The following is a 24,921-nucleotide window of genomic DNA, read 5'->3' as shown; positions in this document are numbered from 1 at the left end:
ATGAACAGCTGCCTCTACCACGGCGTGTTACGCCACCGCCGCCTTCAGCCGAAAACCCACGAATTCAGCTACAGCGTCTTTATGGCCTGGCTGGATCTCGATGAACTGCCGCAGCTCTCGTCCGTTGGCGTGCGGCGCAATCGCTTTGCCGCTGCCTCGTTCCACGACGCGGACTATCCGCTCGGCGCGCCGCTTAAAGAGAACGTGCTCAGCAGGCTGGAGAGCCTGACCGGAGAACGTCCGGACGGTCGGGTGATGCTCCTGACGCAGCTGCGCTATTTCGGCTTTCATTTCAATCCGGTCAACTTTTACTACTGCTACGACGGGAAGGAGACGCTGCGCTGGGTGCTGGCGGAGGTTCGCAACACGCCGTGGAATGAACGTCATTACTATGCCGTCAACGGACAGGATGCGCAGCCGACGGAAAAAGCGTTTCACGTATCCCCCTTTAACCCAATGGACATGATCTACCACTGGCGCTTTAACGACCCGGACAACACGCTGCATATGCACATTGAAAATCATCAGGAAGCGAAGGTCTTTGACGCCACGCTGGCCCTGCGCCGGGAGCCTTTGACGCGCCCGGCGCTGCGTTCGCTTTTGGTTCGCGTCCCGCTTATGACCCTGAAAACTGTTTTTGCCATTTACTGGCAGGCGCTGCGGCTCTGGCTCAAGCGCGTGCCGCTGTATAACCACCCCTTCAGCAGGAGTGAACGCTCATGACCGATCCCGTCTTTGCGTTAGAACCCGATATCCCGCGTAACGTGCGCATCGCGCGCTGGCTGCTTTTTCGTCTGTTAAGCGGCATCCGCGGCGGCTCGCTCACCCTGCGTGAAGGGGCGCAAACCTTCCATTTTGGCGAGACATCCTCCGCGCTGCAGGCAGACGTACAAATCCTCACGCCCGGCGTTTACTGGCGCGTTTTAACGGGCGGTAGCCTTGCTGCCGCAGAAGCCTGGATGGACGGCGAATGGGAAACCACGCACCTTACGCCGCTTCTGGAACTGCTGGCGCTCAACGGCGAGGTGCTTGGCCGTCTGGAAAACGGGTTCCGCCTGTTCGGCAGGCCGCTGGAGCGTCTGCGCCACTGGACGCGGCGTAACTCCCGCGCGCAGGCGCGTGAAAATATTGCCGCTCATTACGACCTGGGCAATACCTTCTATGCCCATTTTCTGGATAAAGAGCTGCTCTATTCCAGCGCCTTGTTTACGGAGGACGAGCAGGACCTGACGGCGGCCCAGCAGGCCAAAATGGCGCGCCTGTGTGACCAGTTAATGCTAGAACCGAATGACCACCTGCTGGAGATCGGTACCGGCTGGGGCGCGATGGCGGAATACGCGGCCCGTCATTATGGCTGTCGGGTGACCACCACCACGCTGTCGCAGGAGCAATATAGCTGGGCGACCGAGCGGATCGCCCGCGCCGGGTTGCAGGATCGCGTTGAGGTGCTGCTCTGCGACTATCGCGACCTCACCGGGCAGTACGACAAGCTGGTCTCAATAGAGATGATTGAAGCCGTCGGGCAACGCTATCTGCCCACGTTCTTCCGGACCTGTCAGGCGCGGCTGCGCCCCGGAGGACGAATGGCGATTCAGGCCATCACCATTCAGGACCAGCGCTATCGCGACTACAGCAAAAGCGTCGATTTTATCCAGCGCTACATTTTTCCCGGCGGCTTCCTGCCGAGCATCACCGCGATGAACGAGCTGATGACGCGCCATACCGATTTCGTGGTGCGCAATCTCTTCGACATGGGGCCGGACTACGCCCGCACGCTGGCCCACTGGCGGCAGCGCTTTGTCCACGCCTGGCAGGAGATTGAAAAGCTCGGCTTCGATGAACGTTTCCGCCGCATGTGGCTGTACTATTTTGGCTACTGCGAAGCCGGGTTTAACGCCCGCACCATCAGCGTGGTGCAGCTGACCGCCGAGCGCGTATGAGACGTCATATTCAGGTCTTCCTGCTGGCCGTCGCGTTCGATCTCTACTGGGCGCTGGTGGTGCTCTTTCGCGAACAGGGCCTGATTATCTGGATCGCTCTGGCGATCCTGGCGTGCCTGCTGTTGCCGCCTGTATACCGTTTTTACGCCATTGGTCTGGCGGCGGCGGGCAGCCTGCTGGATACGCTCTGGGCGCTGACGGGGCTGATTGCCTTCACGAGCGACTCCCTGATGCCGCTCTGGATGGTGGCACTGTGGCTGATGTTCGCCACCGTCTGGACGCAGCTGACGCGCACCACCACGCTACCCGGCTGGCTGCTGACCCTGCTGGCCGCCGTGGGCGGGCCGGTGGCGTACCTGATTGGCGAGCGGCTGGGAGCCATCACATTTCTGGAGCCGACCTTTATCGTCGTGAGCTGGATGGCGCCGGGCTGGCTGGTGTTGATGCTATTTTTCCACCTGCTGATGGGGAGACAAAAATGAGATCTGTGGTTTTGCTGCTTTGGCTGACGCTGGTTGTTCCGGTTGCCCAGGCCGCCGACTGGCTTGCCTGGCGGAAGGTGGGTGACGCCACGCTCACCTGGGGTCCGTTCACGGTCTATACCTCTCAGCTGCGCACCCCGGACGGGCGTTACGGTCGGGATAATCAGGATCAGGCGCTGATTATTACCTATGCGCGGGACATCGATCGCGATGATCTGGTTGAGGCGACCCGCGACCAGTGGCAGGCGCAGGGGATCCTGGTGCAGGAGCCGAAAAGTGAAGACTGGCTGCGGATGCTCCGGACGCTGTGGCCGGACGTCCGGCCGGGCTCACAGCTGGCGTTTGTTCTCAACGATAAGCAGGGACAGTTCTGGTATCGCGCGTCAGCGGCGCAAACATCGTTTATTCCACTTGGACCGCGTCAGTCGGAAGCGTTCAGCACCCGTTTTCTGGCCATCTGGCTCGATCCCCGCACGCAATATCCTGAGCTGCGTCAGCAGTTAATCGGAGGGCAAAAATGAAACGTATCCTGATGATGGCGCTGGCATTCACGATGCTGCTGGCGGGCTGTAGCACTGAAGTGGCCGAGTATCGCCAGCAGGAGCCGCGGCTTGATATCTTCCACTACTTCCAGGGCAAAACCGAAGCGTGGGGGATGGTGCAGGATCGCAGCGGCAAGCAGATCCGCCGTTTCCACGTTGAGATTGCCGGGGACGTTATCGGCGATACGCTGACGCTCAACGAGCACTTCGTTTACGACGACGGCGAGAAGCAGCAGCGGGTCTGGCATATTCGCCGCGTGGGGAACGATCGCTACGAGGGTACAGCAGGGGATATTGAAGGGGTTGCCACGGGACAGTCCGCAGGCAACGCCTTTAACTGGCATTACAGTATGAACGTGAAGGCCAACGGCAGCACCTGGCTACTGAACTTCGACGACTGGATGTATTTGCAGGATGAGACGCATCTGTTTAATAAAACCGAGATGAAGAAGCTGGGCGTCACCGTCGCCACGGTGACGCTGTTCTTTACCCGTAAGACCTCAGCTTAGTCGCGGACGCTGCCGGTTTTGCTGCTGGAGTAGATGAAGTACAGGGCAATCCCCAGGCACACCACCGCGCTCAGACGGCTCGGTGAAAACGGAATGGCGGGATTGCCCAGCCAGCCAAAGTTATCAATCAACATACTCATGGCGAGCTGGCCGAATATCACCGCCACCGTGGCGACGGCGGTGCCGATGCGCTGCACCGCCACGACCATGATCACAATGTAAGGCACGCCGAACATCGCCCCGAGGAGCTGCCATTTCGGCACGTCCAGCAGCGTGACCGCCTGCATAGGCTCAAAGAAGAAAATGAGCAGGGCGGTCACCAGCGCGCCGACGGAAAATGTCAGAAACGCGCTTTTGAAAACGCCCACGCTGCTGCCGAGCTGCCCGTTAATCGCGGCCTGAATGCTCAGCGTTGCGCCGCCGCAGACGGCCAGAAGAATCATTATCAGCGTCATATCATCACCCCTGTGCGACCAGAACCAGTGCCGCAATAATAAAAACCAGCGCCACGATACGTTTTGCGTTTATCTTCCTGTGCGGCGTACCCAGCAGGCCAAAGTGGTCAATGATCAGGCTTTTAAAAACCTGACCAGCCAGAATGCCAATCATCGTCAGAGCGATGCCGATGGTCGGCGTGGCGATCGTCAGAATGACCACGTAAACAGGGCCAAGCACGCCGCCGAGCAGCTGCCAGCCGGGCTGGGCGAAAAACGACGGGCTGTTACGCGGGCTGAAAAACAGCATCAGCAGAAACGTCAGCGCGGCGCCGACGCCAAAAATGCTGAACGTCGCCCATAAATCGCCCACTTCTCCCCCTAATGGCCCCAGCAGCCCCGCCTCGACGGAGAGGCCCATCCCGCCGGCAATCACCAGTAAAATCAAAATAAACTGCATTACGCTTCCTCCGTTTTCTGGCGAAGAAGATTACGTCGGTAGACCCGTGAGAAAAATGCCATAATGCAGGAAACACCATTGCAGGAAATGCATTAATGTCAGATGCCGGAAGCATGAACCTTCGCTCACTGCTGCTGTTTATTGCCGTCTATGAAACGCAGAACTTTTCCGTCGTCGCGCGACGAGAGGGAATTTCTGCCTCGCAGGTGTCGCGCATTGTTCATCAGCTTGAGGACGCGCTCGGCCAGCAGCTGTTCTATCGCAATACCCGGGCGGTGATCCCCACGGAAAGCGGGCATCTGTTTATCCGCTATGCCCGGGCGATGGTCGATAACTTCGAAGAGGCGCGTCGTGAGCTGGACGAACGTTCGACCGTACCCTCCGGCACGGTCCGCATAAATGGGCCGGTATTTTTTGGACAGAGACACGTTGCGCCCGGCCTGGCAGGCCTGGCCGAGCGTTATCCACGGTTAACCATTGAGCTGACGCTGACCGATGACTTTATCGACCCGCACCGGAACGCCGCCGATCTCATTTTCCGCATCGGCACGCTGACGGATTCGACGTTCCACGCCCGTGTTTTTGGGCAGCAGCGCTACCACCTCGCCGCGTCGCCCGCGTATCTGCGTCAACACGGCATTCCGGCCGACCCGACCGAACTGAGCCAGCACAAATGTCTGGTCTATCGCGGTTCGTCCGGGCCTAACCGCTGGCTCGTGCGTCGCAAAGAGGAGAATTGGGTGCATTATCCCGTCGCGCCGCTGATGACGTCCAATAATGCGGAGTCGCTGCTCATTGCCGCGCTGGGTGGGATGGGGATCGTCCTGTTTCCGGACTGGCTGATTGGCGACAGGCTGAAGCGGGGGGAGCTGGTCGCCCTTATGCCGGAAATGGCGTGCGCCATCAACACGGAGCAACTCAATATTGCGGCGATCTATCCTAACGCACGTCATCCGCCCCTGAACGTCAGGGCGGTGATTGATTATTACGTGGCGTTTTTCGGCACGCCGCTCTACTGGCAAACCTAAGGCAATTACGCGCCGAGCTCCTTGCGGATAATCTCTGCGCCGGCGCTGAGTGCTTTCAGCTTGCCGTTAGCCACCTGGCGTGAAAGCGGGGCCATGCCGCAGTTGGTTGACGGGTAAAGCTTGTCGGCATCGACGAACTGCAGCGCTTTACGCAGCGTATCGGCGACTTCCTCCGGCGTTTCAACGGCGTTGGTTGCCACATCAATCGCGCCAACCATCACTTTCTTACCGCGGATCAGCTCCAGCAGATCCATCGGCACGCGGGAGTTGTGGCACTCCAGTGAGATGATGTCGATATTCGAGGTCTGCAGCTTAGGGAAGGCCTCTTCGTACTGGCGCCACTCTGAGCCGAGCGTTTTTTTCCAGTCGGTATTGGCTTTGATGCCGTAGCCGTAGCAGATATGTACCGCGGTTTCGCACTTCAGCCCTTCAATGGCGCGCTCCAGCGCGGCGATACCCCAGTCGTTCACCTCGTCAAAAAAGACGTTAAATGCCGGTTCATCAAACTGGATAATATCCACGCCTGCGGCCTCTAACTCACGCGCTTCCTGATTGAGGATTTTGGCGAATTCCCAGGCCAGCTTTTCGCGGCTTTTATAGTGGGCGTCGTAAAGGGTGTCGATCATGGTCATCGGCCCGGGCAGGGCCCATTTGATCGGCTTGTCCGTGAGCTGACGCAGGTATTTCGCATCGTCCACGAATACCGGTTTCTGACGCGCAACGGCAGAAACCACGGTCGGCACGCTGGCGTCGTAGCGGTTACGAATGCGCACCGTCTGGCGATTTTCAAAATCCACGCCGCTCAGGTGTTCAATAAAGGTAGTGACGAAGTGCTGGCGGGTCTGTTCCCCGTCGCTGACGATATCGATACCCGCGCGGATCTGCTCATCCAGGGACAGGCGCAGCGCGTCCTGTTTACCCGCCAGGAGTTCCTGATCCTGTAATTTCCAGGGGGACCAGAGCGTTTCAGGTTGCGCAAGCCAGGTCGGCTTAGGCAGGCTGCCAGCCGTTGAAGTCGGGAGCAATGTTTTCATAATAAAAGACCTTTTTTGATGAATTAAAGCGTGTAGTTATCAGACCACTGCTCAAGAATGTGTTGGTAAGGCTTAATGAAGTATTCTTCGGTAAAGCGACCCTGTTCAATCGCCAGTCGGCTACGCTCTTCCCGGTCATAAACAATTTTGGTTAAGGAGTGATCCTGCTGGTTCAGATCCGGTCGGTAGCACAGTCCCGCCGCCGAGTTCGCGTTATAAATTTCCGGGCGATAGATTTTCTGGAACGTCTCCATCGTGCTGATGGTGGCAATCAGCTCCAGATCGGTGTAGTCACTCAGCAAATCCCCGGTAAAGAAGAACGCGAACGGCGCCACGCTGTTTTCCGGCATGAAGTAGCGAACCTTCAGGCCCATCTTCGCGAAGTACTGTTCCGTCAGCGACTCGCCATCCGGCTGATATTCAATGCCCAGTACCGGGTGCTGGTTACCGGTGCGGCGGTAGGTGTCTTTGCTGGAGACGCTCAGGCAGACCACCGGACCCTTGCTGAAGTTTTCATTGTATTCCGGCGAATTGACAAAGTGGCGGAAAATATTGCCGTGCAGTTCGCCAAACTTTTCCGGAATGCTGAAGTGCTGCTGGTTCTTGTTGTGTTCCAGCAGGCGCACGCTGAAATCATAATCCCGCACGTAAGAAGAGAAGTTATTTCCGACGATGCCAGGGATACGCTGGTTGTTTTTCTTGTCGACAATGGTGGTTTGCAGAATCTCAATGGCCGGGAACGGTTTTTCCGCGCCAATGTTCAAATCGACAGAGATAATTTCCAGCTCAACCGCGTAGCGATCGGCGTTTGGGTTATCCCAGCGCGCCAGGGCGTTAAAGCGGTTGTTGATCATCACCAGCGTATTGCGCAGGTTTTCCTGACGCTTTTCCCCGCGCGCCAGGTTGGCAAAGTTGGTGGTCGTACGCGTATTTTCTGACGGGTTGTAATTCTCATCGAAGCAACTGCGCTTAAGGGTATATGTGAAAGCTTTGCTCATTGTGGTTATGCATCCTAAGTTCATGTTGCTAAGAAGTTACCGATGCATAATTTATGCCTCAGCCCGCGGCGCAGGGGAAGTGACTTAATTTCAATGCAACATGAGCGAAGTTCATGAACAGTGTTGCGCACATGCCAGGATAGGAAGAGTAAGGGGCATCGCGCCCCTTAGCGTTATGCTGTAGGACGTTCGTTCCAGGCGTCACTGTGCATGATGTTGCCGTCGACAATGCGCCAGGTGATTTTTTCGTACTGCAGACTTACGCTTTCAACATGGTTCATTTTATTGTTGGCAGCGATCTTCACGTTCGGCACGCTGCAGTTAACACCCGTAACCTTTACGTTCTCCATCAAGACGGTGTAATAACAGACTTCCTGTCCGGCATCATTGATATGATAGAACTTTATTTCAGCGCTTTTAAGCGCCTGACCGGTAGATGCTGCTTTATAGAGATAGGGCGTGGAGCTATCAACTTCCTTTTCAATCCGCATGGATGAGTGTTGACGCGTGCCGGTGATCTTGCCGTTAGCGCTGTCTACCGATAGGTTTAGGCCATGACTCAGCCCTATGATCTCAATGCTACCTTCACGGTCCTGAACATCAACGGAACCTTTAATATCTGCTCCACCATCGTCTTTTAGCCACATGTAGGGAGGAATTGGCATTCTTTATTTCCTTATTTTCTTGAGTAGCAGTGTTGTTAAGCGATAAATAACCGTGGCGAGGGTCAGTACAATTAAAATATCGATATTGGTATATGTGTCATATATTGTTTCAGCATTCACGTCGCCATAAATAAAATCACATATAGATGAGGCCACGTCATGATCAAGATAGCGTTCAGCGGGTCCCAATATGCGGCCTACTATAATGCTGATGCATAGAAACCAGACCGTTTTGAATAGCCTGATGCCCCATTTACGGACAAGTGTTGGTGTAGCCACTTTCAATCACCTCAACCCAGCCGCGTGCCATCAGTGAACGCATACAGGGAACCTGAATAAGTTCCGTACTCATCAGAGCATTGCGGATCAATGCGTAATCAGAATCATGGGCAATCGTGATACATCCCTCAGATAGCGTACCCGGATGCAGCCGAAACAAACCCCGATAGACGTTATCAATCCAGGTGCCATCATCGATACCCCAGTCATCCTTGTATAAAGCAAACCACTCATCGCGGCCAAATTCTGCCCCGGATCTAACCTTGTTCCACCGATCCTGAACCTTCGCTTTTAACCCTGAAAAGAAACCTCCAGTCCCTCTGTCAACAATCCAGTATTTCCCAGGGGGAATTGGACCTGAGCCTTTAACAGCACCACATAATCCATTGTTTCTGTAAATTCCCTGCCCGGAATGGGCCATAAACACGCCAACGCCGTGCAGGTTAAAAGGCGCATAGTCAGCATCGTTAAGCAGCATTGTTCCTTTTAAGGCCATATTTTTTCCTTACTCTTTTAATAAGAGAAAAGCAGCCTACGCCTGAAGCGGGTACAGATATTCAACTCACATCATATTTATGAGTTGCTGATTTTTTTTAAGAAAATGACCTGACATTTTTTAATCAGTCTTGCGGCCGTAACGTTAGTAAACGCTGAATAAAGAATAAACAAAGCTCAGGCGACAAAGCGCCATGCCTACTTCTCTGGCACAGGCTCCGCAATTCCCGCTATAATCCCCAAAATTTCCAACCGGTTTAGAAACAATCATGACAAAACTCACCTTACAAGAGCAGATGCTGAAAGCGGGCTTAGTCAGCAGCAAAAAAGCGGCGAAAGTGCAGCGCACGGCAAAGAAATCACGCGTTCAGGCGCGCGAGGCTCGGGAAGCGGTAGAAGAGAACAAGAAAGCGCAGATCGAGCGCGACAAGCTGCTGAGCGAGCAGCAGAAGCAGGCCGTGCTGGCGAAAGAGTTTAAGGCGCAGGTGAAGCAGCTGATTGAGATGAACCGCATCACCGTGGCGAAAGGCAACATCACCTTTAACTTCACCGACGGCAATCTGATCAAAAAAATCGACGTCGACAAGCAAACTCAGGCTCAGCTGATCAACGGCCGTCTGGCGATTGCCCGTCTGGTCATCAACGCCAGCGGCGACTGTGAATACGCGATTATTCCGGCGGTGGTGGCCGATAAAATTGCCCAGCGCGATGCCGACAGCATCGTGTTAAACAGCGCGCTCAGCCAGGAAGAGCAGGACGAAGACGATCCGTACGCGGACTTCAAAATCCCTGACGATTTGATGTGGTAAACCGCATTCAGAACGGGGCGGCGTGACGGGCGTTAACCGGCTCTCCGCTGACGGGATGAATAAAATTCAACTCGCTTGCATGCAGCATCAGCCGGGGCGTTTCCTCAGCCCCCAGCGCTTCAAGACCGCCATACAGGTCGCAGCCCAGAATCGGGTGTCCCAGCTGCTGGCAGTGAATACGCAGCTGATGGGTTCGCCCGGTCTCCGGCGTCAGTATCACCCGCGTTAACGGCAGTCCCGTACCCTGATAAAAACGTTCCACGACCCGATAGCGGGAGCGGGCGGGTTTTCCGTTGATGGCGCAAATCGACATCAGCGGAAACAGCGCCGGGTCTTTGGCAATCGGCGCGTCTATTATTCCCTCGTCGTTTTCCACATGGCCGCAAAGCAGGGCGCTGTAGACCTTCTCCACGCTGCGCTGGCTGAACTGCTGGCACAGCGCCGCGTTGATGGCCTTATTGCGCGCAACCACCATTAGCCCGGACGTGCCGAAATCCAGACGGTGTACCAGCGTGCAGCCGGGGAACGTCTGGACCAGACGATAATGGACGGAATCAAGGTTTTGCGGATTTTTGCCCGAGAGGCTGAGCAGACCGGAAGGCTTATCGATCAGCAGCAGATGTTCATCCTGCCAGAGGATCTGAATGTCGTCGTGACACGGTGGGGCAATAAAAGAATCAATAATCGCAGACATCAGGCCGCCCGGCTGGAGAGTGGGAGCGGATGATAACGAAATGCGGGGAAAAGAAAAACCCTCCCACCAGGCGGTGAGAGGGTGAAGTCTTAGGCTGCTACCAGGCTGTCGATAGCGGCTTTCGCATCGGTCTGCGCTTTGATCGCCACTTCCGGACCGTAAGCGATACCTTCAGCGAACACGAAGTTCACGTCAGTGATGCCGATGAAGCCCAGGAACAGGCTCAGGTACGGCGCAACCAGGTCGGTTGGGGTGTCTTTATGGATACCGCCACGGCTGGTCAGTACGATCGCACGCTTGCCTTTCACCAGACCTTCAGGGCCGTTCTCGGTGTAACGGAAGGTTACGCCAGCGCGCGCCACCAGGTCGAAGTAGTTCTTCAGCTGGGTAGGGATGTTGAAGTTGTACATCGGGGCGTTGATGACGATAACGTCGTGCGCCTGCAGCTCAGCAATCAACTCGTCGGACAGGGCCAGGGCTTCCTGCTGACGTGGAGACAGCGGTGCATCGCTTGGGCGCAGCGCGCCAACCAGCTCGCCGTCCAGCACAGGAATTGGGTTTGCAGCCAGATCACGCACGGTGATTTCGTCAGCGGAATGCTGTTCACGCCACTGTTCAACGAAGTAATCAGACAGCTGACCAGACTGAGAGTACCCTGCCAGAATACTGGATTTCAAAACTAATACTTTGCTCATGGGTGATTCCTGTTGTTGCATTTGATTGAAGGGGGTTGCCCCGTTGCTTGTTGACACTCTATTCACAATCCTGCCACAGAGATAGCGCAATATATCGAAGCCTATGTTCGAATTTTTTGAATAAGGCGCGAAAGGCGTCATTGTGGTACTCTATAGCAATCATTAAAAAGAGAGTTTATCAGGGCGTGTACTGCCCTTTAACGCTATGACAGAACAACAAAAATTGACCTTCCCGATGCTCCTGCAACAGCTCGATTCTCTGATGCTGCGCGACAAACAGCGCTTCGCCCGCCGTCTGCACGGCGTTAAGAAGGTTAAAAATCCTGATGCTCAACAGGCCATTTACCAGGAGATGGCGAAAGAGATTGAACAGGCAGCAGGGAAAGTTGTGCTGCGCGAAACCGCGCGCCCGGCGATTACCTACCCGGAAAACCTGCCCGTCAGCCAGAAAAAACAGGACATCCTTGAGGCCGTCCGCGACCACCAGGTGGTGATTGTGGCGGGGGAAACCGGCTCGGGGAAAACCACCCAGCTGCCGAAGATCTGTATGGAGCTGGGACGCGGGCTAAAAGGGCTGATAGGCCACACCCAGCCGCGTCGACTGGCGGCGCGCACCGTGGCGAACCGTATTGCCGAAGAGCTGCAGACGGAGCCGGGCGGCTGCATCGGTTACAAGGTGCGATTCAGCGACCACGTTAGCGATAACACCATGGTCAAGCTGATGACCGACGGTATTCTGCTGGCGGAAATCCAGCAGGATCGCCTGCTGATGCAGTACGACACCATCATCATTGACGAAGCGCACGAGCGCAGCCTGAACATCGACTTCCTGCTCGGCTACCTGAAAGAGCTGCTGCCGCGTCGCCCGGATCTGAAAATCATCATCACCTCCGCGACCATCGACCCTGAGCGCTTCTCAAAGCATTTCAACAATGCGCCGATTATCGAGGTGTCAGGACGCACGTATCCGGTGGAAGTGCGCTATCGCCCGATTGTGGAAGAGGCGGATGATACCGAGCGCGACCAGCTGCAGGCTATCTTCGACGCCGTTGACGAGCTGGGCAACGAGAGCGCGGGCGACATCCTGATCTTCATGAGCGGCGAACGCGAAATTCGCGATACCGCCGATGCGCTCAGCAAGCGCGACCTGCGCCATACGGAGATCCTGCCGCTTTACGCGCGCCTTTCGAACAGCGAGCAGAACCGCGTCTTCCAGCCGCACGGCGGGCGACGCATCGTGCTGGCGACCAACGTGGCGGAAACCTCGCTGACCGTACCGGGGATCAAATACGTGATCGACCCGGGCACGGCGCGCATCAGCCGCTACAGCTACCGCACGAAGGTCCAGCGGCTGCCGATTGAGCCGGTCTCCCAGGCGTCCGCTAACCAGCGTAAGGGCCGCTGCGGCCGCGTGTCGGAAGGGATCTGTATTCGTCTCTATTCCGAAGATGATTTCCTGTCGCGCCCGGAGTTTACCGACCCGGAAATTCTGCGCACCAACCTGGCGTCCGTTATCCTGCAGATGACCGCGCTGGGGCTGGGCGACATCGCCGCGTTCCCGTTTGTCGAAGCGCCGGACAAACGCAACATTCAGGACGGCGTGCGTCTGCTGGAAGAGCTCGGCGCCATTACCACCGACGAGCAGGCGACGGTCAACAAGCTGACGCCGCTGGGCCGCCAGCTCAGCCAGCTGCCGGTGGATCCGCGTCTGGCCCGTATGGTGCTGGAAGCGCAAAAGCACGGCTGCGTGCGCGAGGCGATGATCATTACCTCGGCGCTCTCCATTCAGGACCCGCGCGAGCGTCCGATGGACAAACAGCAGGCGTCTGACGAAAAGCATCGTCGCTTCCACGACAAAGAGTCCGACTTCCTCGCCTTCGTAAACCTGTGGAACTATCTCGGCGAGCAGCAGAAAGCGCTCTCCTCGAACCAGTTCCGCCGCCAGTGCCGCGTGGATTTCCTCAACTACCTGCGCGTGCGCGAGTGGCAGGATATCTACACCCAGCTGCGCCAGGTGGTGAAAGAGCTGGGCATTCCGGTCAACAGCGAGCCGGCGGAGTACCGCGAGATTCATATCGCGCTGCTGACCGGCCTGCTGTCCCACATTGGGATGAAGGACGCCGAAAAGCAGGAGTATACCGGCGCGCGCAACGCCCGTTTCTCCATCTTCCCCGGTTCCGGCCTGTTCAAAAAGCCGCCGAAATGGACCATGGTCGCGGAGCTGGTGGAAACCAGCCGCCTGTGGGGGCGCATTGCCGCGCGTATCGATCCGGAATGGGTGGAGCCGGTGGCGCAGCATCTGCTTAAGCGCTCGTACAGTGAACCGCACTGGGAGCGCGCGCAGGGCGCGGTAATGGCGACCGAGAAGGTGACCGTTTACGGCCTGCCGGTGGTTGCCGCGCGGAAGGTCAACTACAGCCAGATTGACCCGGCGCTCAGCCGCGAGCTGTTTATCCGCCACGCGCTGGTGGAGGGAGACTGGCAGACGCGCCACGCCTTCTTCCGCGAAAACCTGAAGCTGCGCGCGGAAGTGGAGGAGCTTGAGCACAAGTCCCGCCGCCGCGACATTCTGGTGGACGATGAGGCGCTGTTTGAGTTTTACGACCAGCGCATCAGCCACGATGTCATCTCCGCCCGCCACTTCGACAGCTGGTGGAAGAAGGCCAGCAAAGAGACGCCGGACCTGCTCAACTTCGAAAAGAGCATGCTGATTAAAGAGGGGGCGGAGTCGGTCAGCAAGCTCGACTACCCGAACTTCTGGCATCAGGGCAACCTCAAGCTGCGCCTGACGTATCAGTTTGAACCGGGTGCCGACGCGGATGGTGTGACCGTTCATATTCCGCTGCCGCTGCTAAACCAGGTTGATGAGGGCGGGTTTGAATGGCAAATCCCCGGCCTGCGCCGCGAGCTGGTGATTGCGCTGATTAAATCCCTGCCGAAACCGGTGCGCCGTAACTTTGTGCCTGCGCCAAACTATGCGGAAGCCTTTTTAGGCCGCGTCACGCCGCTGGAGCTGCCGCTGCTGGACGCGCTCGAGCGTGAGTTCCGACGCATGACCGGCACCACCATCGACCGCGAAGACTGGAACTGGGATCAGGTGCCCGATCACCTGAAAATCAGCTTCCGCGTGGTGGATGATAAAAACAAAAAGCTGCTGGAAGGGCGTTCACTGAGCGAGCTGAAAGAGGCGCTGAAAGGCAAAGTTCAGGAAACGCTGTCTGCGGTGGCGGACGACGGTATCGAGCAGAGCGGGCTGCATATCTGGAGCTTTGGTCAGCTTCCGGAAAGCTACGAACAGAAGCGCGGTAACTATAAGGTCAAAGCCTGGCCTGCGCTGGTGGACGAGCGCGACAGCGTGGCGATCAAACTGTTTGATAATCCGCAGGAACAGCAGCAGATGATGTGGCGCGGGTTGCGTCGCCTGCTGCTGCTCAACATCCCGTCGCCGATCAAGTATCTGCACGAGAAGCTGCCGAACAAAGCCAAGCTCGGGCTGTACTTTAACCCGTACGGCAAGGTGCTGGATCTGATTGACGACTGCATCTCCTGCGGCGTGGACAAGCTGATCCACGAGGCGGGCGGTCCGGTCTGGACGGAAGAGGGCTTTGCTCAGCTCCATGAAAAGGTGCGCGCGGAGCTGAACGACACCGTGGTGGAGATTGCCAAACAGGTCGAGCAGATCCTTACCGCCGTGTTCAATATTAACAAGCGCCTGAAGGGGCGCGTGGATATGACCATGGCGCTGGGGCTCTCGGACGTGAAGGCGCAGATGGCGGGGCTGGTCTATCGCGGCTTTGTGACCGGCAACGGCTTCAATCGTCTCGGCGATACGCTGCGCTATCTGCAGGCGATTGAAAAACGTCTTGAGAAGATGGCCATCGATCCGCACCGCGATCGCGCGCAGATGCTGAAAGTGGAGAGCGTGCAGCAGGCGTGGCAGCAGTGGCTCAACAAACTGCCGCCTGCTCGCCGCGATGATGAAGACGTGCAGGCGATCCGCTGGATGATCGAGGAGCTGCGCGTCAGCTTCTTTGCCCAGCAGCTCGGTACGCCGTATCCGATTTCGGATAAGCGTATTCTGCAGGCGATGGAGCAGATTTCAGCTTAAAACCCTTGCCCGGTTTTCTCCCTCTCCCTGTGGGAGAGGGTCGGGGTGAGGGCATCAGCCCGCACAATTTTCACCCGTTCACAATCGCCAGCGTAAACCCATCCCATCCCTTAACCCCCACCGTTTGCAGCGCGGTGGCGGTTAAGCGCGGATTATCTCCTGTCATCTCAATAAAACGCCGCACCCCCAGCACGCGCGCGTCGTCGCTTTCCCCGTTGATTACCCCGCCGTCACGCACCACGTTATCGCCGATAATCACCGTACCGTGGCGGGAATAGTGCAGCGCCCACTCCAGATAGCCGGGATTGTTTGGCTTATCGGCATCAATAAAGATCAGGTCGAACGGGGGAACGTTGCCGAAATTTTCCAGCGAACTCAGCGCCGGGCCCTCAATTAATTCAATGCGTTCGTTTAACCCCGAAAGCTGAATATTCTCGCGCGCAACGCGGGCATGCGTGGGATCGGCCTCAAGCGTAATCAGCTTACCGTCCGGCGGCAGGGCGCGCGCCATCCAGATTGAGCTATAGGCACCCAGCGTCCCGATCTCAAGAACACGTCTTGCCTGCGTCATGCGCACGAACAGCGCCAGCAGTTGCCCCTGATTGGCCGCTACGTCGTGCTCGGGGAGCCCGGCGCGTTTGTTGTTTTCCAGAACCTGATTCAGTACGTCATCGTCAGGGATAAGAGAAGAAATCATGTAATTATCTACGGCAGACCATTTTTGTTGCATAGATTGACTCCTTGGATTTTTCTCCCTCTCCCTGTGGGAGAGAGTCGGGGTGAGGGCATCAGCGCGCAAGGCGGTTCACGCGCTCTTCCAGCCGCCGCCGAGCGCCCTGTACAGATCGATCTGCGCCAGCAGCAGGTTATTTTTCACCTGCACCACGCTGGTCTGCACCGAGTACAGCGTGCGCTGCGTGTCAAGCACGTCCAGATAAGAGGAGTAGCCGTTACGATTGCGGTTCTGCGCAATGCGCAGCGTCTCCTGCGCCACCTCCTGCTGGGCAAGCAGCTCGGTCAGCTGTTCCTGATAGCGCGTAATCGCATCAAGGCTGTTGTTCACTTCGGCAAACGCGTTACGCACGGTTTTTTCATAGGCGTACAGCGCCTGGTTACGCTGGGACTGGGAAATATCCACCTGCGCATTCAGCGCCTGGCGGTTCAGCAGCGGGGCAAGAATACTGCCCCCGACGCTCCAGAGCTGAAGCGGGTTGTCCAGCAGGCCGGACAGGGTGCGATCCTGTATCGATCCTGTTGCGGTCAGGTTGATCGACGGCAGCAGGCTCGCGCGCGACGCGGCAAGCGAGGCGTCCGCCGCAACCAGCTGGCGTTCGGCCTGAACGATATCCGGCCGACGGTTCAGGAGCGTAGAAGGCAGCTGTGACGGCAGCGTCAGCGGCGTTAGCGTCTCAAAGCTCTCGCTGCGCGCTACCGCGCCGGGATTGCTTCCCAGCAGCAGGCTCAAGGCGTTCTCCTGCTGTGCAATCTGATGCTGCAGCACGGGAACCTGCGCTCGCGTTGAGCGGAGTTCGGAATCCGACTGCATCAGCTCCAGACGCGAGCTGTAGCCCGTCTCAAACTGACGTTTCGCGAGGTTAAATGCCTCTTCACGCGATTTCAGCGTGGATTCGGTCACCCGCAGCTGTTCGTCAAGCGAGAGCAGGGTGACATACCCGGACGCAACGGAAGACGCGACGGTCAAATCCGCGGCGGCAGCGGCGGCTTTTTGCGCCGCCAGCGAAGCCTCGGCGGCTCTGGCCGTGCTGCGGTTGACGCCCCAGATATCCACGTCATAGCTCGCCGTCAGGCTACCTCTGTACAGCGTGCCGTAGACCGGCAGTCCGGTCGCGGCGGACTGCGAACGGGCGCGGGTCCCCGTTACGCCCGCGTCAAGCGACGGAAACAGGCTGCCGTCGGCCGCAAAGACCCGCGCCTGATACTCGTTAATCCGTTCGCGGGCGATCAGCACGTCGCTGTTGTTCTTTAGCGCCCGATCCACGTAGCGGTTGAGGTTGTTGTCATGAAAATTGCGCCACCAGAGCTGCTCCGCCGGGCTGGCAGGACCAGAATCGGCACGCCACTGCGCAGGGATTTGCAGCGTCGGCTGCGCTGGTTTTACGTCAACGGACTGGCATCCGGCCAGCATGACCGCCAGCACCAGACCGGCTATCGGGCGAAGGGTCATTGTTTGCCCTCCCGCGTATCAATGGTCACCTGCACCGACATGCCCGGACGCAGCAGGGCGGACTCCTCAGGCTTACCGAGCACCTCGATGCGCACCGGAATACGCTGGGCGATTTTGACAAAGTTGCCGGTGGCGTTGTCCGGCGTGATGGCGCTGAACTCCACGCCGGTTGCCGGCGAGATGCTCTCCACGCGGCCCTGATACGCTTTGTTGTTCAGGGCATCGACGGTGAATTTGACAGGCTGGCCGACGCGCAGCTCCGCCAACTGCGTCTCTTTGATATTGGCGATAACCCAGTGCTGCGGAGGCACAAGGGTGGTGAGATGGGTCCCGGCGGTCACGTACGCCCCGAGACGCACGGCAATCTGGCCGAGCTGGCCGTCGCGCGGGGCGATAATGCGGGTGTTTTGCAGGTCAATTTGCGCCAGCTCCAGCGCCGCTTTCGCATTGTCGACATCCGCCTCCAGCGCGCCGCGGTTCACAATCACCGTCTGCAGATCCTGTCGCGACATCTCAAGGGCGGCTTTCGCCTGGTCGATGTCGGCACTGCCCTGGGCGGCACTGGCCAGCGCCGCGTCGCGCTCGCGAATGGAAAGCGAGCCGTCGGAAGTCAGCTCTTTCACCCGCTTTAAATCCGCCTGGCTTTTCAGGCTCTGGGCGCGGGCATTTTTCAGCGCGGCGTCATTTTTGGCGATGACGGCTTCGGCGCTTTTACGCTGCTGCAGGTTGTTATTCAGGGCGGCAATTTTCATCGCCAGCTGCGCCTCGGCTTGATGCACGCGCTGCCGATAGATTCGGTCATCGATCTGCACCAGCAGATCGCCTTTTTTGACCTGCTCAAAGTCCTGAACCTTGACCTCAGTGATATAGCCGTTTACCTGCGGGCTTATAAACGTCGTCTGACCGCGCACGTAGGCATTATCGGTAAACTGTGCGTGGCGGGTGAACGGCGGCAACTGCCACGCGTAAAGGATCACCAGCACGCCAACAATACCGATGGCGGCGGCGGTAAAAACGGAAACAATGCGCACATTTTTGCGGGTGTTGGCCTGCTCTTTGGCGGCATCCTGCTGACTCATAAACTCTCCAGAACTCTTTCAATTATTTGTTGCCGGTGGCGTTCTTCAGCGCCAGACGGGCAGTGATGCGCAGGCGCAGCAAGCGCCATAAAATCCAGACCAGCGTGGCGGCAGCGATGCCCGCCGTCAGCAGATAAGTATCGTTATAAGCCAGAATATTCGCCTCCAGCGTTGTGACCGTTTGCAGCTGCGTTATCGCCTGCGTTCCCAGCAGCGCGCTGTCGCCAATCAGGCTTTTATACATCTGGGTATAAAGCTGAATTCGCTCGTTGACCAGCGGGTTGAGCGTGGTGAGCTGGTCCGCCAGCAGGCTGGAGTGGTACTTCTCGCGCCAGGTCTGGAAGGTGCCGAGGATCGCGGAGCCCAGCAGGCCGCCGAGGTTCTGGCTCATGCCAAACATCACCGAGAAGCTGACCAGGTTGCGCGGGTCGGCGATCACCCCGCCAATGGCGGCCAGCATGGCGGGTGCCAGGAAGAAGGCGCTGCCGAAGCCCAGCAGAAACTGGCTTAGCATCAGCTGATCCGGCCGGGTCAGGTTGTTGGACTGGCTGTCCAGCAGCGAGGCAACAATCATCAGCGCCAGAGACGTGATGATTGGCCACGCCAGTTTCGTAGGCTTGATGGTGAGACAGCTGGTGACAATTCCGCAGACGATCCCAGCGAAAATAGACCACGCCAGGTGCGTCATCTGCTCGTTCTGTAAGCCTACGTACTGCAGCCAGCCGATGACACCGGTGTTTTGCTCTGCCAGCACGATACGGATCAGCAGCATAATCAGCCCCAGGCGGACGATGCTGCCGCTCGACAGCCAGCGGGTGTTCAGCAGCGGGTTAGTGCGGTTATGTTCAAAGACGATGGCCGCCACAATCAGCACCAGCGATAGCGCCAGCGACCAGCCAATCCACGGCGCTTCGAACCACCAGTCAAGGCGGCCTAACGAGAGTACGGCGCAGAGCAGGGCCATTCCGGGGGCCATTAAAAAGAAGGTGATGAAGTCTTTCTTCTCGAAGACCTTGCGCCTGTCGCCCGGCGGCAGTTTTAAGGCTATCACGCAGGCAAGGGAGATCAGCGCCAGCCCCAGCTCAAAGAAATAGAGCCCGCGCCACTCGTCCAGCTGCAGCAGTTCGGTGGAAAACAGGCGGGCCAGAGGGATGGCGAGCGACGACCCGGTAATCCCGATGGTGAGCGCCTTCAGGCGGTGCTTCGCAGGCCAGGCCTGGATCTGATAGTAAATCCCCAGCGAGCTGAGCGCGGCGGCCACCATCCCGTGCGCGGCGCGCACCATCAGCGCCGAGCTGAGATCGTTAACGAACAGGTGGAAAAAGGTCACCAGCACGTACAGCACCAGAAAACCTTCGGTGAAGGCGCGCAGACCGTACTGCTGGCGGAACTTGACCAGCAGCAGGTTGATAGAGATGTTGGTCATCACGTAGACCGCGGGCAGCCAGGCGATTTCGGTCGACCAGGCCCCGAAGGTCCCCTGCAGGTTTTGCAGATTGGCGGTCACCACCGCATTTCCCAGCGCTCCCGTCAGGCACACCAGCAGGCCAACGACGCCGTAGGCAATCCGTTTTAGCGTACTGTGCTCGGGTGTGGAAGGCGAACCCAGCAGGGCGGGTTTCTCATGTGGCTGCCACTCGCGAGGAGCATAAGGGTCGCGTTCGGGCAGGCGCATAACGTCGTTTACCTTAGAAATAATTGAATAATTAGCGGGCTAGCGATTCTACGTCTGCCGCAAATGATAATTCAAGTGAATATGATTTACGCATGTTAATCAAATGTAGAAGGGAAGTTTAAGGAAAAAGAGCGGCCCGAAAATCGGGCCGACAACGATCAGAGATGTTCGGGCTGTGCCTGCAGAAGGGTCGTTCGCTTGACGCGGCTGGCGCAGAAAATCGCGATTAGGGAAATGACTACCGTGACGGCAAGATACCAGGCCACCGGAACCCAGTCGCCGTCATATTTTGCCAGCAGTCCGGTGGCAATCAGCGGCGTGGTACCGCCTGCCAGCGCGGCACCCAGCTGATAACCGAGAGTAATGCCGGTGTAGCGTACGTTTGCACTAAAAATTTCAGAGCACAGCGTGCCGAGTACCGCCGTTACCGGTGCCCACAACACGCCAAAGGCGATGACCGTCGCAAGCACAATGCCCCAGGTTGTTCCGGTATTGAGCAGCATAAACCACGGCACGATAAACAAACCCAGGATGAAGACGCTCGCGGCATACATGCGTTGACGGCCAATTTTATCCGAGAGCAGCCCCATTAACGGGATCATCACCGTGGCCACCAGGGCTCCCAGCGTCACGGCTTCCAGCGCCTGAGATTTTTGATACGTCAGCGTCGTGGTGGCATAGCTCACGACAAACGTCGAGAAGATATAGAACGGCGCGGTTTCTACCACCTTCAGACCGGCGGCAATCAGCACTTCGCGCCAGTGATGTTTCAGGGTATCGCGCAGAGGCGCTTTCGCCACCTGGCCCGATTGTTTTACCTTCTTGAAATCAGGCGTCTCGTCGATGTCCTTACGGATCCACAGGCCGAGCAACACCAGACCCGAACTCAGCAGGAACGGGATGCGCCAGCCCCAGGAGAGGAAGTCCTCCTCGCTGAACAGGGTCATCAGCGAGACGATAAAGGTCGCCAACAGCATGCCGATGGTGACGCCCGCCTGCGGAATACTGCCGAAGAAGCCTTTACGTTTTTCGGGCGCGTATTCATAGGCCAGCAGCAGCGCGCCGCCCCATTCACCGCCGATGCCCATCCCCTGAATGATACGCATCAGGATCAGCAGAGCGGGCGCCCACAGGCCAATCATTTCATACGTGGGCAGCAGGCCGATCATGACGGTTGCACCTCCCATCAAAGAGAGGGTCAGTACGAGCGTTTTTTTACGGCCGATACGGTCGCCGATATGGGCGAAAAGTACCCCGCCAATGGGGCGAATAAAAAAGGTTAATGAGAAAGAGAGATACGAGAGAATGAGCCCGATCACCGGATCGACCATCGGGAAAAAGATCTTATTGAATACCAGCGCGGCCGCGGTGCCGTAGAGAAAATAGTCAAACCATTCAATGGCGCTCCCGGTAAGGCTGGCGATTAACACCTTCTTATTTTTTCGTAATACCGTCGTCGTACTTTCATGTTCTGTCATGACCTGAAACCCCGCCACGTTGATGATGTATGAGGTGTCACCTGGCGCGCTTCAGGTGCAACCTGCGATGATGGAAAAGGTTGTGAAATTGTTAAGCAACTTAGGGTTGGATGTTGTGTTTGGCAAGCGCAGGGGGGATAAAACTGGTCAGATCACGGTGAAATATGCAGCGTTGGGTGCTTTTGCAGAGAACATGTGCAACAGGATGTTTTGTATGATGGAAAACCAAAAGCATAATATGCAGGTGCAACCCGATTGTTTTTGGATGTTTCTGGTTATTTCAGAAAAATGACAATTTGGGCGATAAAACAACGTCTGATTTCAGAGCCCGCCTCTGCGTTATCGGTAAGAAGCCGCTACCCTGAAGAGACATAAATGAGGAGTTCACCATGGTTCAGCCCCATTTTCCCATCCTGCCGGATGCCACCCTGGCGGCCATCAATACTGTCGGTGAATGGCTGGCGCAGGACGACCTGAGTGACAGCCGCCTGCACTCGGACGTCGATGCGGTGATCCTGGCAGGGAACGCGGTGATCCCGACCATTGAGGCGGCCTGCCGTATTGCCGCGCAGAGAGAAATCCCGCTCCTGATTAGCGGCGGTATTGGTCATTCAACCGCGTTTTTATATTCAGCTATCGGCAGTCATCCGCGTTATCACACCTTACAGGTCGAAGAGCGGGCCGAAGCGAGCATTCTTGCCGACATTGCGCGGGAGTTCTGGCAGATCCCCGATGCGCGCCTGTGGATTGAAGATCGCTCCACCAACTGCGGTGAGAATGCGCGTTTTAGCTGGAATATGCTGAAACAGCGTCATCGAACGACCGGGCGGGTGCTGGTGGTGCAGGATCCGACGATGCAGCGCCGAACGATGGCGACGTTTGCCCGCGTTTGTCGGGATGAGCCCGTATCACCACAGTGGATAAGCCATCCCGGGTTTACGCCAACGCTGCAAAACGGAAAAGAGGGCGTGGAGTTCAGTGGGGGTAACGCCGGACTGTGGCCCGTTGACCGTTATCTTTCACTGGTTCTGGGGGAGCTGCCGCGTTTGTATGATGACGTTAACGGCTATGGTCCGGTCGGGCGGGATTTTATCGCGCACGTTGAATTCCCTGAGGCGGTGATTGCCGCGTGGAAACAGCTGCAGCAGGATCCGATCCTCGCGGATGCGTTGTCCAGGCGCTCGATTTAAGGGTGTAATCAGAAGCGATAACAACCGCTTCAGAATAACCTTTGGCTTACAGCAATGTCCTGGTCCGGCTGTATATCGCCGAAGCGTTTCCGTAAGGCCGGGGCGAGGCGCAGGGATGCGCCGAGAGGGCGTGGCCTGCAGGGATGCAGGCTCATGCCCGACCCGATAGCCTGAAGGAATAAGCTGAGGGTACCGCGAAGCGGCGATTTACCGCCGGGAGCCCGGGTTGCCAGGGTGGTGGCGATTGAGCCACCCTGGCACGTTCACCGGTTATGTCGTTAAAGAGTAGCAAGGAACATAAAGTGAACGGAATGACCACCACACCCGTATGTTCCCCTCACCCTAACCCTCTCCCACAGGGAGAGGGGATGCTTCACTGCTCATATTAGCCCTGAATAAAGGCATAGAATTACAGCGCCGCAAACTTATCCAGCGTCCGCACCAGCTGCGTCACGAAACCGTACTCGTTGTCATACCACGCTACCGCTTTCACCAGCTGTAGCTCTCCCGCTTCTGACACCTCCGTCTGCGTGGCGTCAAACACCGAACCGTAATGCGAGCCAATCACATCGGACGAGACAATCTCTTCGTCGGTATACCCGAACGATTTATTGCCCTGCGTCGCCTTTTTCAGCGCGGCGTTGATCTCCTCAACGGTGACTTTCTTGCCCAGAATCGCCACCAGCTCGGTGACCGAACCCGTTTTTACCGGCACGCGCTGCGCGTGGCCTTTCAGCTTGCCGCTGAGCGCCGGGATCACCAGACCGATAGCCTTTGCGGCACCGGTGGTGTGGGGAATGATATTCTCTGCCGCCGCCCGCGAGGCGCGAAGGTCTTTCCCGCGCGGGCCATCCACCAGCGCCTGCGTACCGGTATAGGCGTGAATGGTGGTCATGGTGCCCACTTTTATTTCAAACGCATCGTTCAGGGCTTTCGCCAGCGGGGCGAGGCAGTTGGTGGTGCAGGATGCGACGGAAATAATGGTGTCACTGGCGTCAATGGTGTCGTCATTCACGCTGTAGACGATGGTTTTCATGTCACCCGCAGGGGCTGAGATCAGCACTTTCTTCGCGCCGGCGTCCAGGTGCGCCCGTGATTTCTCTTCAGAGGTATAAAAACCGGTGCACTCCACGACGATATCCACGCCTGCGGCTTTCCACGGAATGTGCTTCGCCTCTTTTTCGGCGTACACCGCAATGGTTTTGCCGTCCACAATCAGCGCATCCTCGGTGAAATCCACGCTCCACGGGAAGCCGCCGTAGTTGGAATCATGCCTGAGCAGGTAGGCCAGCACTTTCGGTGAGGTGAGGTCGTTGATGGCGACCACGGTATTGCTGTCCTGGGTTTCAAGAAGGCGACGCAGTACAAGGCGCCCAATGCGTCCAAAGCCGTTAATGCCAATTTTACTCATGGTGTTCTCCTGTAAACGTGTCGATGCGACAGTTTGAACTCATCCAGGCTTAGACCATCACGGGCAGGGCGGCAATTGAAGATGCTTCATGCGGGAGGAAGTATTTGAAAAACCATACAGAAAAGTTAATGAATTTTTAAGGAAAGGAGATTATGTTGGCGCGATAACTGTTTTTAATCGGGAAATCACATGCGCACTAAATATACAAGCCTGCAAATCGGCATCCACTGGCTGGTGTTTCTATTAATCATCGTCGCCTACTGCGCCATGGAACTCAAAGGTTTCTTCCCGCGCACCGCGCGTCCAGCGATCAATATGATCCACGTCTCGTGCGGTATCAGTATCCTGGTGCTGATGGTGACGCGTCTTCTGGTTCGCCTGAAGTTCCGCGCGCCACCGATTGAACCGAAGCCAAAAGCGATGGTAACGGGGATGTCCCATCTGGGGCATCTGGTGGTGTATCTGCTGTTTATTGCGCTGCCGCTGATAGGCATTGTGATGATGTATAACCGGGGCAGCGACTGGTTTGCTTTCGGCCTGGCGATGCCGCATGCGGCGGAGTCCAATTTCGACCTGGTTGATATGTTGAAAGAGTGGCACGAGACGCTGGCGAACCTGGGCTACTTTGTGATTGGCCTGCACGCGGCGGCGGCGCTGATGCATCACTATTTCTGGAAAGATAATACCCTTCTGCGCATGATGCCGAAAAAGCGTTCGTAGTCTTTAACGCT

Annotated in this window: 25 protein-coding genes; 11 read left to right on the top strand and 14 right to left on the bottom strand. The window is 57.2% G+C overall.

Translation table 11 applies throughout. The features are described 5' to 3' along the window. From ACMWLG_RS08070 to ACMWLG_RS08050, 5 genes are read left to right on the top strand one after another with little or no spacing between them, the layout of a single operon-like run. On the top strand, positions 1–723 hold the full coding sequence (locus ACMWLG_RS08070; RefSeq protein WP_045399098.1) for a DUF1365 domain-containing protein: 723 nt from the start codon (positions 1–3) through the stop codon (positions 721–723). Next, positions 720–1,940, top strand: coding sequence for an SAM-dependent methyltransferase (locus ACMWLG_RS08065; protein WP_045399100.1), 1,221 nt, complete (start codon positions 720–722; stop codon positions 1,938–1,940). The genes ACMWLG_RS08070 and ACMWLG_RS08065 overlap by 4 nt, the downstream gene beginning before the upstream one ends. Beyond that, positions 1,937–2,422: a DUF2878 domain-containing protein gene (locus ACMWLG_RS08060; protein WP_023311621.1), complete on the top strand. Its 486-nt coding sequence runs from the start codon at positions 1,937–1,939 to the stop codon at positions 2,420–2,422. Before ACMWLG_RS08065 ends, ACMWLG_RS08060 begins: the two co-directional genes overlap by 4 nt. Further along, the gene (locus ACMWLG_RS08055; protein WP_045399103.1) at positions 2,419–2,943 is read left to right on the top strand and encodes a hypothetical protein; all 525 of its coding nucleotides are present in this window, start codon (positions 2,419–2,421) and stop codon (positions 2,941–2,943) included. Before ACMWLG_RS08060 ends, ACMWLG_RS08055 begins: the two co-directional genes overlap by 4 nt. Further along, the gene (locus tag ACMWLG_RS08050; RefSeq protein ID WP_045399106.1) at positions 2,940–3,473 is read left to right on the top strand and encodes a DUF3833 domain-containing protein; all 534 of its coding nucleotides are present in this window, start codon (positions 2,940–2,942) and stop codon (positions 3,471–3,473) included. The genes ACMWLG_RS08055 and ACMWLG_RS08050 overlap by 4 nt, the downstream gene beginning before the upstream one ends. Here ACMWLG_RS08050 and ACMWLG_RS08045 read toward each other — a convergent pair. Together ACMWLG_RS08045 and ACMWLG_RS08040 are read right to left on the bottom strand one after the other, a co-directional pair. Continuing rightward, complete coding sequence (locus ACMWLG_RS08045) at positions 3,470–3,928, bottom strand: DMT family transporter (RefSeq protein ID WP_045399108.1); 459 nt, start codon at positions 3,926–3,928, stop codon at positions 3,470–3,472. The genes ACMWLG_RS08050 and ACMWLG_RS08045 overlap by 4 nt on opposite strands. Before the next feature lie 4 nt (positions 3,929–3,932). Further along, a complete protein-coding gene (locus ACMWLG_RS08040; RefSeq protein WP_023311625.1) occupies positions 3,933–4,367 on the bottom strand; it encodes a DMT family transporter in 435 nt (144 codons plus the stop codon). Between the two features lie 95 nt (positions 4,368–4,462). On the opposite strand from ACMWLG_RS08040, the gene ACMWLG_RS08035 reads away from it, so the two are divergent. Beyond that, on the top strand, positions 4,463–5,395 hold the full coding sequence (locus tag ACMWLG_RS08035; RefSeq protein ID WP_045399111.1) for a LysR family transcriptional regulator: 933 nt from the start codon (positions 4,463–4,465) through the stop codon (positions 5,393–5,395). A 5-nt stretch (positions 5,396–5,400) separates the two neighbouring features. On the opposite strand, the gene ACMWLG_RS08030 is transcribed toward ACMWLG_RS08035, so the two are convergent. The 4 genes from ACMWLG_RS08030 to ACMWLG_RS08015 form a co-directional block, all read right to left on the bottom strand. Continuing rightward, entirely contained in the window at positions 5,401–6,429 is a 1,029-nt protein-coding gene (locus ACMWLG_RS08030; RefSeq protein WP_023311627.1) for a methionine synthase, read from the bottom strand. 23 nt (positions 6,430–6,452) lie between these two features. Beyond that, on the bottom strand, positions 6,453–7,427 hold the full coding sequence (locus ACMWLG_RS08025; protein WP_045399113.1) for a DUF1852 domain-containing protein: 975 nt from the start codon (positions 7,425–7,427) through the stop codon (positions 6,453–6,455). A 173-nt stretch (positions 7,428–7,600) separates the two neighbouring features. Continuing rightward, a complete protein-coding gene (locus tag ACMWLG_RS08020; RefSeq protein ID WP_045399115.1) occupies positions 7,601–8,092 on the bottom strand; it encodes an Hcp family type VI secretion system effector in 492 nt (163 codons plus the stop codon). Positions 8,093–8,345: 253 nt separating this feature from the next. Then, positions 8,346–8,867, bottom strand: a complete 522-nt coding sequence (locus ACMWLG_RS08015) for a DUF2778 domain-containing protein (RefSeq protein WP_033145468.1) — start codon at positions 8,865–8,867, stop codon at positions 8,346–8,348. Between the two features lie 268 nt (positions 8,868–9,135). Here ACMWLG_RS08015 and ACMWLG_RS08010 point away from each other — a divergent pair, with 268 nt between their 5' ends. Further along, positions 9,136–9,675, top strand: coding sequence for a DUF2058 domain-containing protein (locus tag ACMWLG_RS08010; RefSeq protein WP_023311631.1), 540 nt, complete (start codon positions 9,136–9,138; stop codon positions 9,673–9,675). Positions 9,676–9,682: 7 nt separating this feature from the next. On the opposite strand, the gene ACMWLG_RS08005 is transcribed toward ACMWLG_RS08010, so the two are convergent. Both ACMWLG_RS08005 and azoR read right to left on the bottom strand, forming a co-directional pair. Then, complete coding sequence (locus ACMWLG_RS08005) at positions 9,683–10,369, bottom strand: RluA family pseudouridine synthase (protein ID WP_023311632.1); 687 nt, start codon at positions 10,367–10,369, stop codon at positions 9,683–9,685. An 89-nt stretch (positions 10,370–10,458) separates the two neighbouring features. Next, positions 10,459–11,064 (bottom strand): FMN-dependent NADH-azoreductase, encoded by a 606-nt coding sequence (gene azoR, locus ACMWLG_RS08000; protein ID WP_414762972.1) that lies wholly within the window; start codon positions 11,062–11,064, stop codon positions 10,459–10,461. A 205-nt stretch (positions 11,065–11,269) separates the two neighbouring features. On the opposite strand from azoR, the gene hrpA reads away from it, so the two are divergent. After that, positions 11,270–15,172 carry an ATP-dependent RNA helicase HrpA gene (gene hrpA, locus ACMWLG_RS07995; RefSeq protein WP_045399118.1) on the top strand — a complete coding sequence of 1,301 codons (3,903 nt, stop codon included), beginning with the start codon at positions 11,270–11,272 and terminating at the stop codon, positions 15,170–15,172. A 70-nt stretch (positions 15,173–15,242) separates the two neighbouring features. Here hrpA and ACMWLG_RS07990 read toward each other — a convergent pair whose 3' ends face one another. From ACMWLG_RS07990 to ACMWLG_RS07970, 5 genes are all read right to left on the bottom strand, one after another. Continuing rightward, complete coding sequence (locus tag ACMWLG_RS07990; protein ID WP_045399121.1) at positions 15,243–15,902, bottom strand: O-methyltransferase; 660 nt, start codon at positions 15,900–15,902, stop codon at positions 15,243–15,245. Positions 15,903–15,977: 75 nt separating this feature from the next. After that, complete coding sequence (locus ACMWLG_RS07985; RefSeq protein ID WP_045399125.1) at positions 15,978–17,357, bottom strand: efflux transporter outer membrane subunit; 1,380 nt, start codon at positions 17,355–17,357, stop codon at positions 15,978–15,980. Beyond that, positions 17,354–18,436, bottom strand: coding sequence for an HlyD family secretion protein (locus tag ACMWLG_RS07980; protein WP_045399128.1), 1,083 nt, complete (start codon positions 18,434–18,436; stop codon positions 17,354–17,356). Before ACMWLG_RS07980 ends, ACMWLG_RS07985 begins: the two co-directional genes overlap by 4 nt. 22 nt (positions 18,437–18,458) lie before the next feature. Next, entirely contained in the window at positions 18,459–20,111 is a 1,653-nt protein-coding gene (locus tag ACMWLG_RS07975; protein ID WP_045620235.1) for an MFS transporter, read from the bottom strand. A 158-nt stretch (positions 20,112–20,269) separates the two neighbouring features. After that, positions 20,270–21,589, bottom strand: coding sequence for an MFS transporter (locus tag ACMWLG_RS07970; protein WP_045399368.1), 1,320 nt, complete (start codon positions 21,587–21,589; stop codon positions 20,270–20,272). Between the two features lie 67 nt (positions 21,590–21,656). Here ACMWLG_RS07970 and ACMWLG_RS07965 point away from each other — a divergent pair, with 67 nt between their 5' ends. Both ACMWLG_RS07965 and ACMWLG_RS07960 read left to right on the top strand, forming a co-directional pair. Next, positions 21,657–21,881, top strand: coding sequence for a hypothetical protein (locus tag ACMWLG_RS07965; protein WP_045620236.1), 225 nt, complete (start codon positions 21,657–21,659; stop codon positions 21,879–21,881). Between the two features lie 97 nt (positions 21,882–21,978). After that, complete coding sequence (locus ACMWLG_RS07960) at positions 21,979–22,779, top strand: YdcF family protein (protein ID WP_045399138.1); 801 nt, start codon at positions 21,979–21,981, stop codon at positions 22,777–22,779. A 409-nt stretch (positions 22,780–23,188) separates the two neighbouring features. Here ACMWLG_RS07960 and gap read toward each other — a convergent pair whose 3' ends face one another. Next, positions 23,189–24,190 (bottom strand): type I glyceraldehyde-3-phosphate dehydrogenase, encoded by a 1,002-nt coding sequence (gap, locus tag ACMWLG_RS07955; protein ID WP_023311641.1) that lies wholly within the window; start codon positions 24,188–24,190, stop codon positions 23,189–23,191. Between the two features lie 189 nt (positions 24,191–24,379). Here gap and cybB point away from each other — a divergent pair, with 189 nt between their 5' ends. Further along, on the top strand, positions 24,380–24,910 hold the full coding sequence (gene cybB / locus ACMWLG_RS07950; protein ID WP_045399141.1) for a cytochrome b561: 531 nt from the start codon (positions 24,380–24,382) through the stop codon (positions 24,908–24,910). The last annotated feature ends 11 nt before the right edge of the window (positions 24,911–24,921 follow it).

The sequence above is a fragment of the Enterobacter sp. 01-M-02-SI-ECC genome, assembly GCF_047530595.1.
Classification (GTDB): domain Bacteria; phylum Pseudomonadota; class Gammaproteobacteria; order Enterobacterales; family Enterobacteriaceae; genus Enterobacter; species Enterobacter cloacae_M.
Note: the sequence above shows the minus strand (reverse complement) of the source record. Positions and strands in the feature narration are given on the sequence as shown.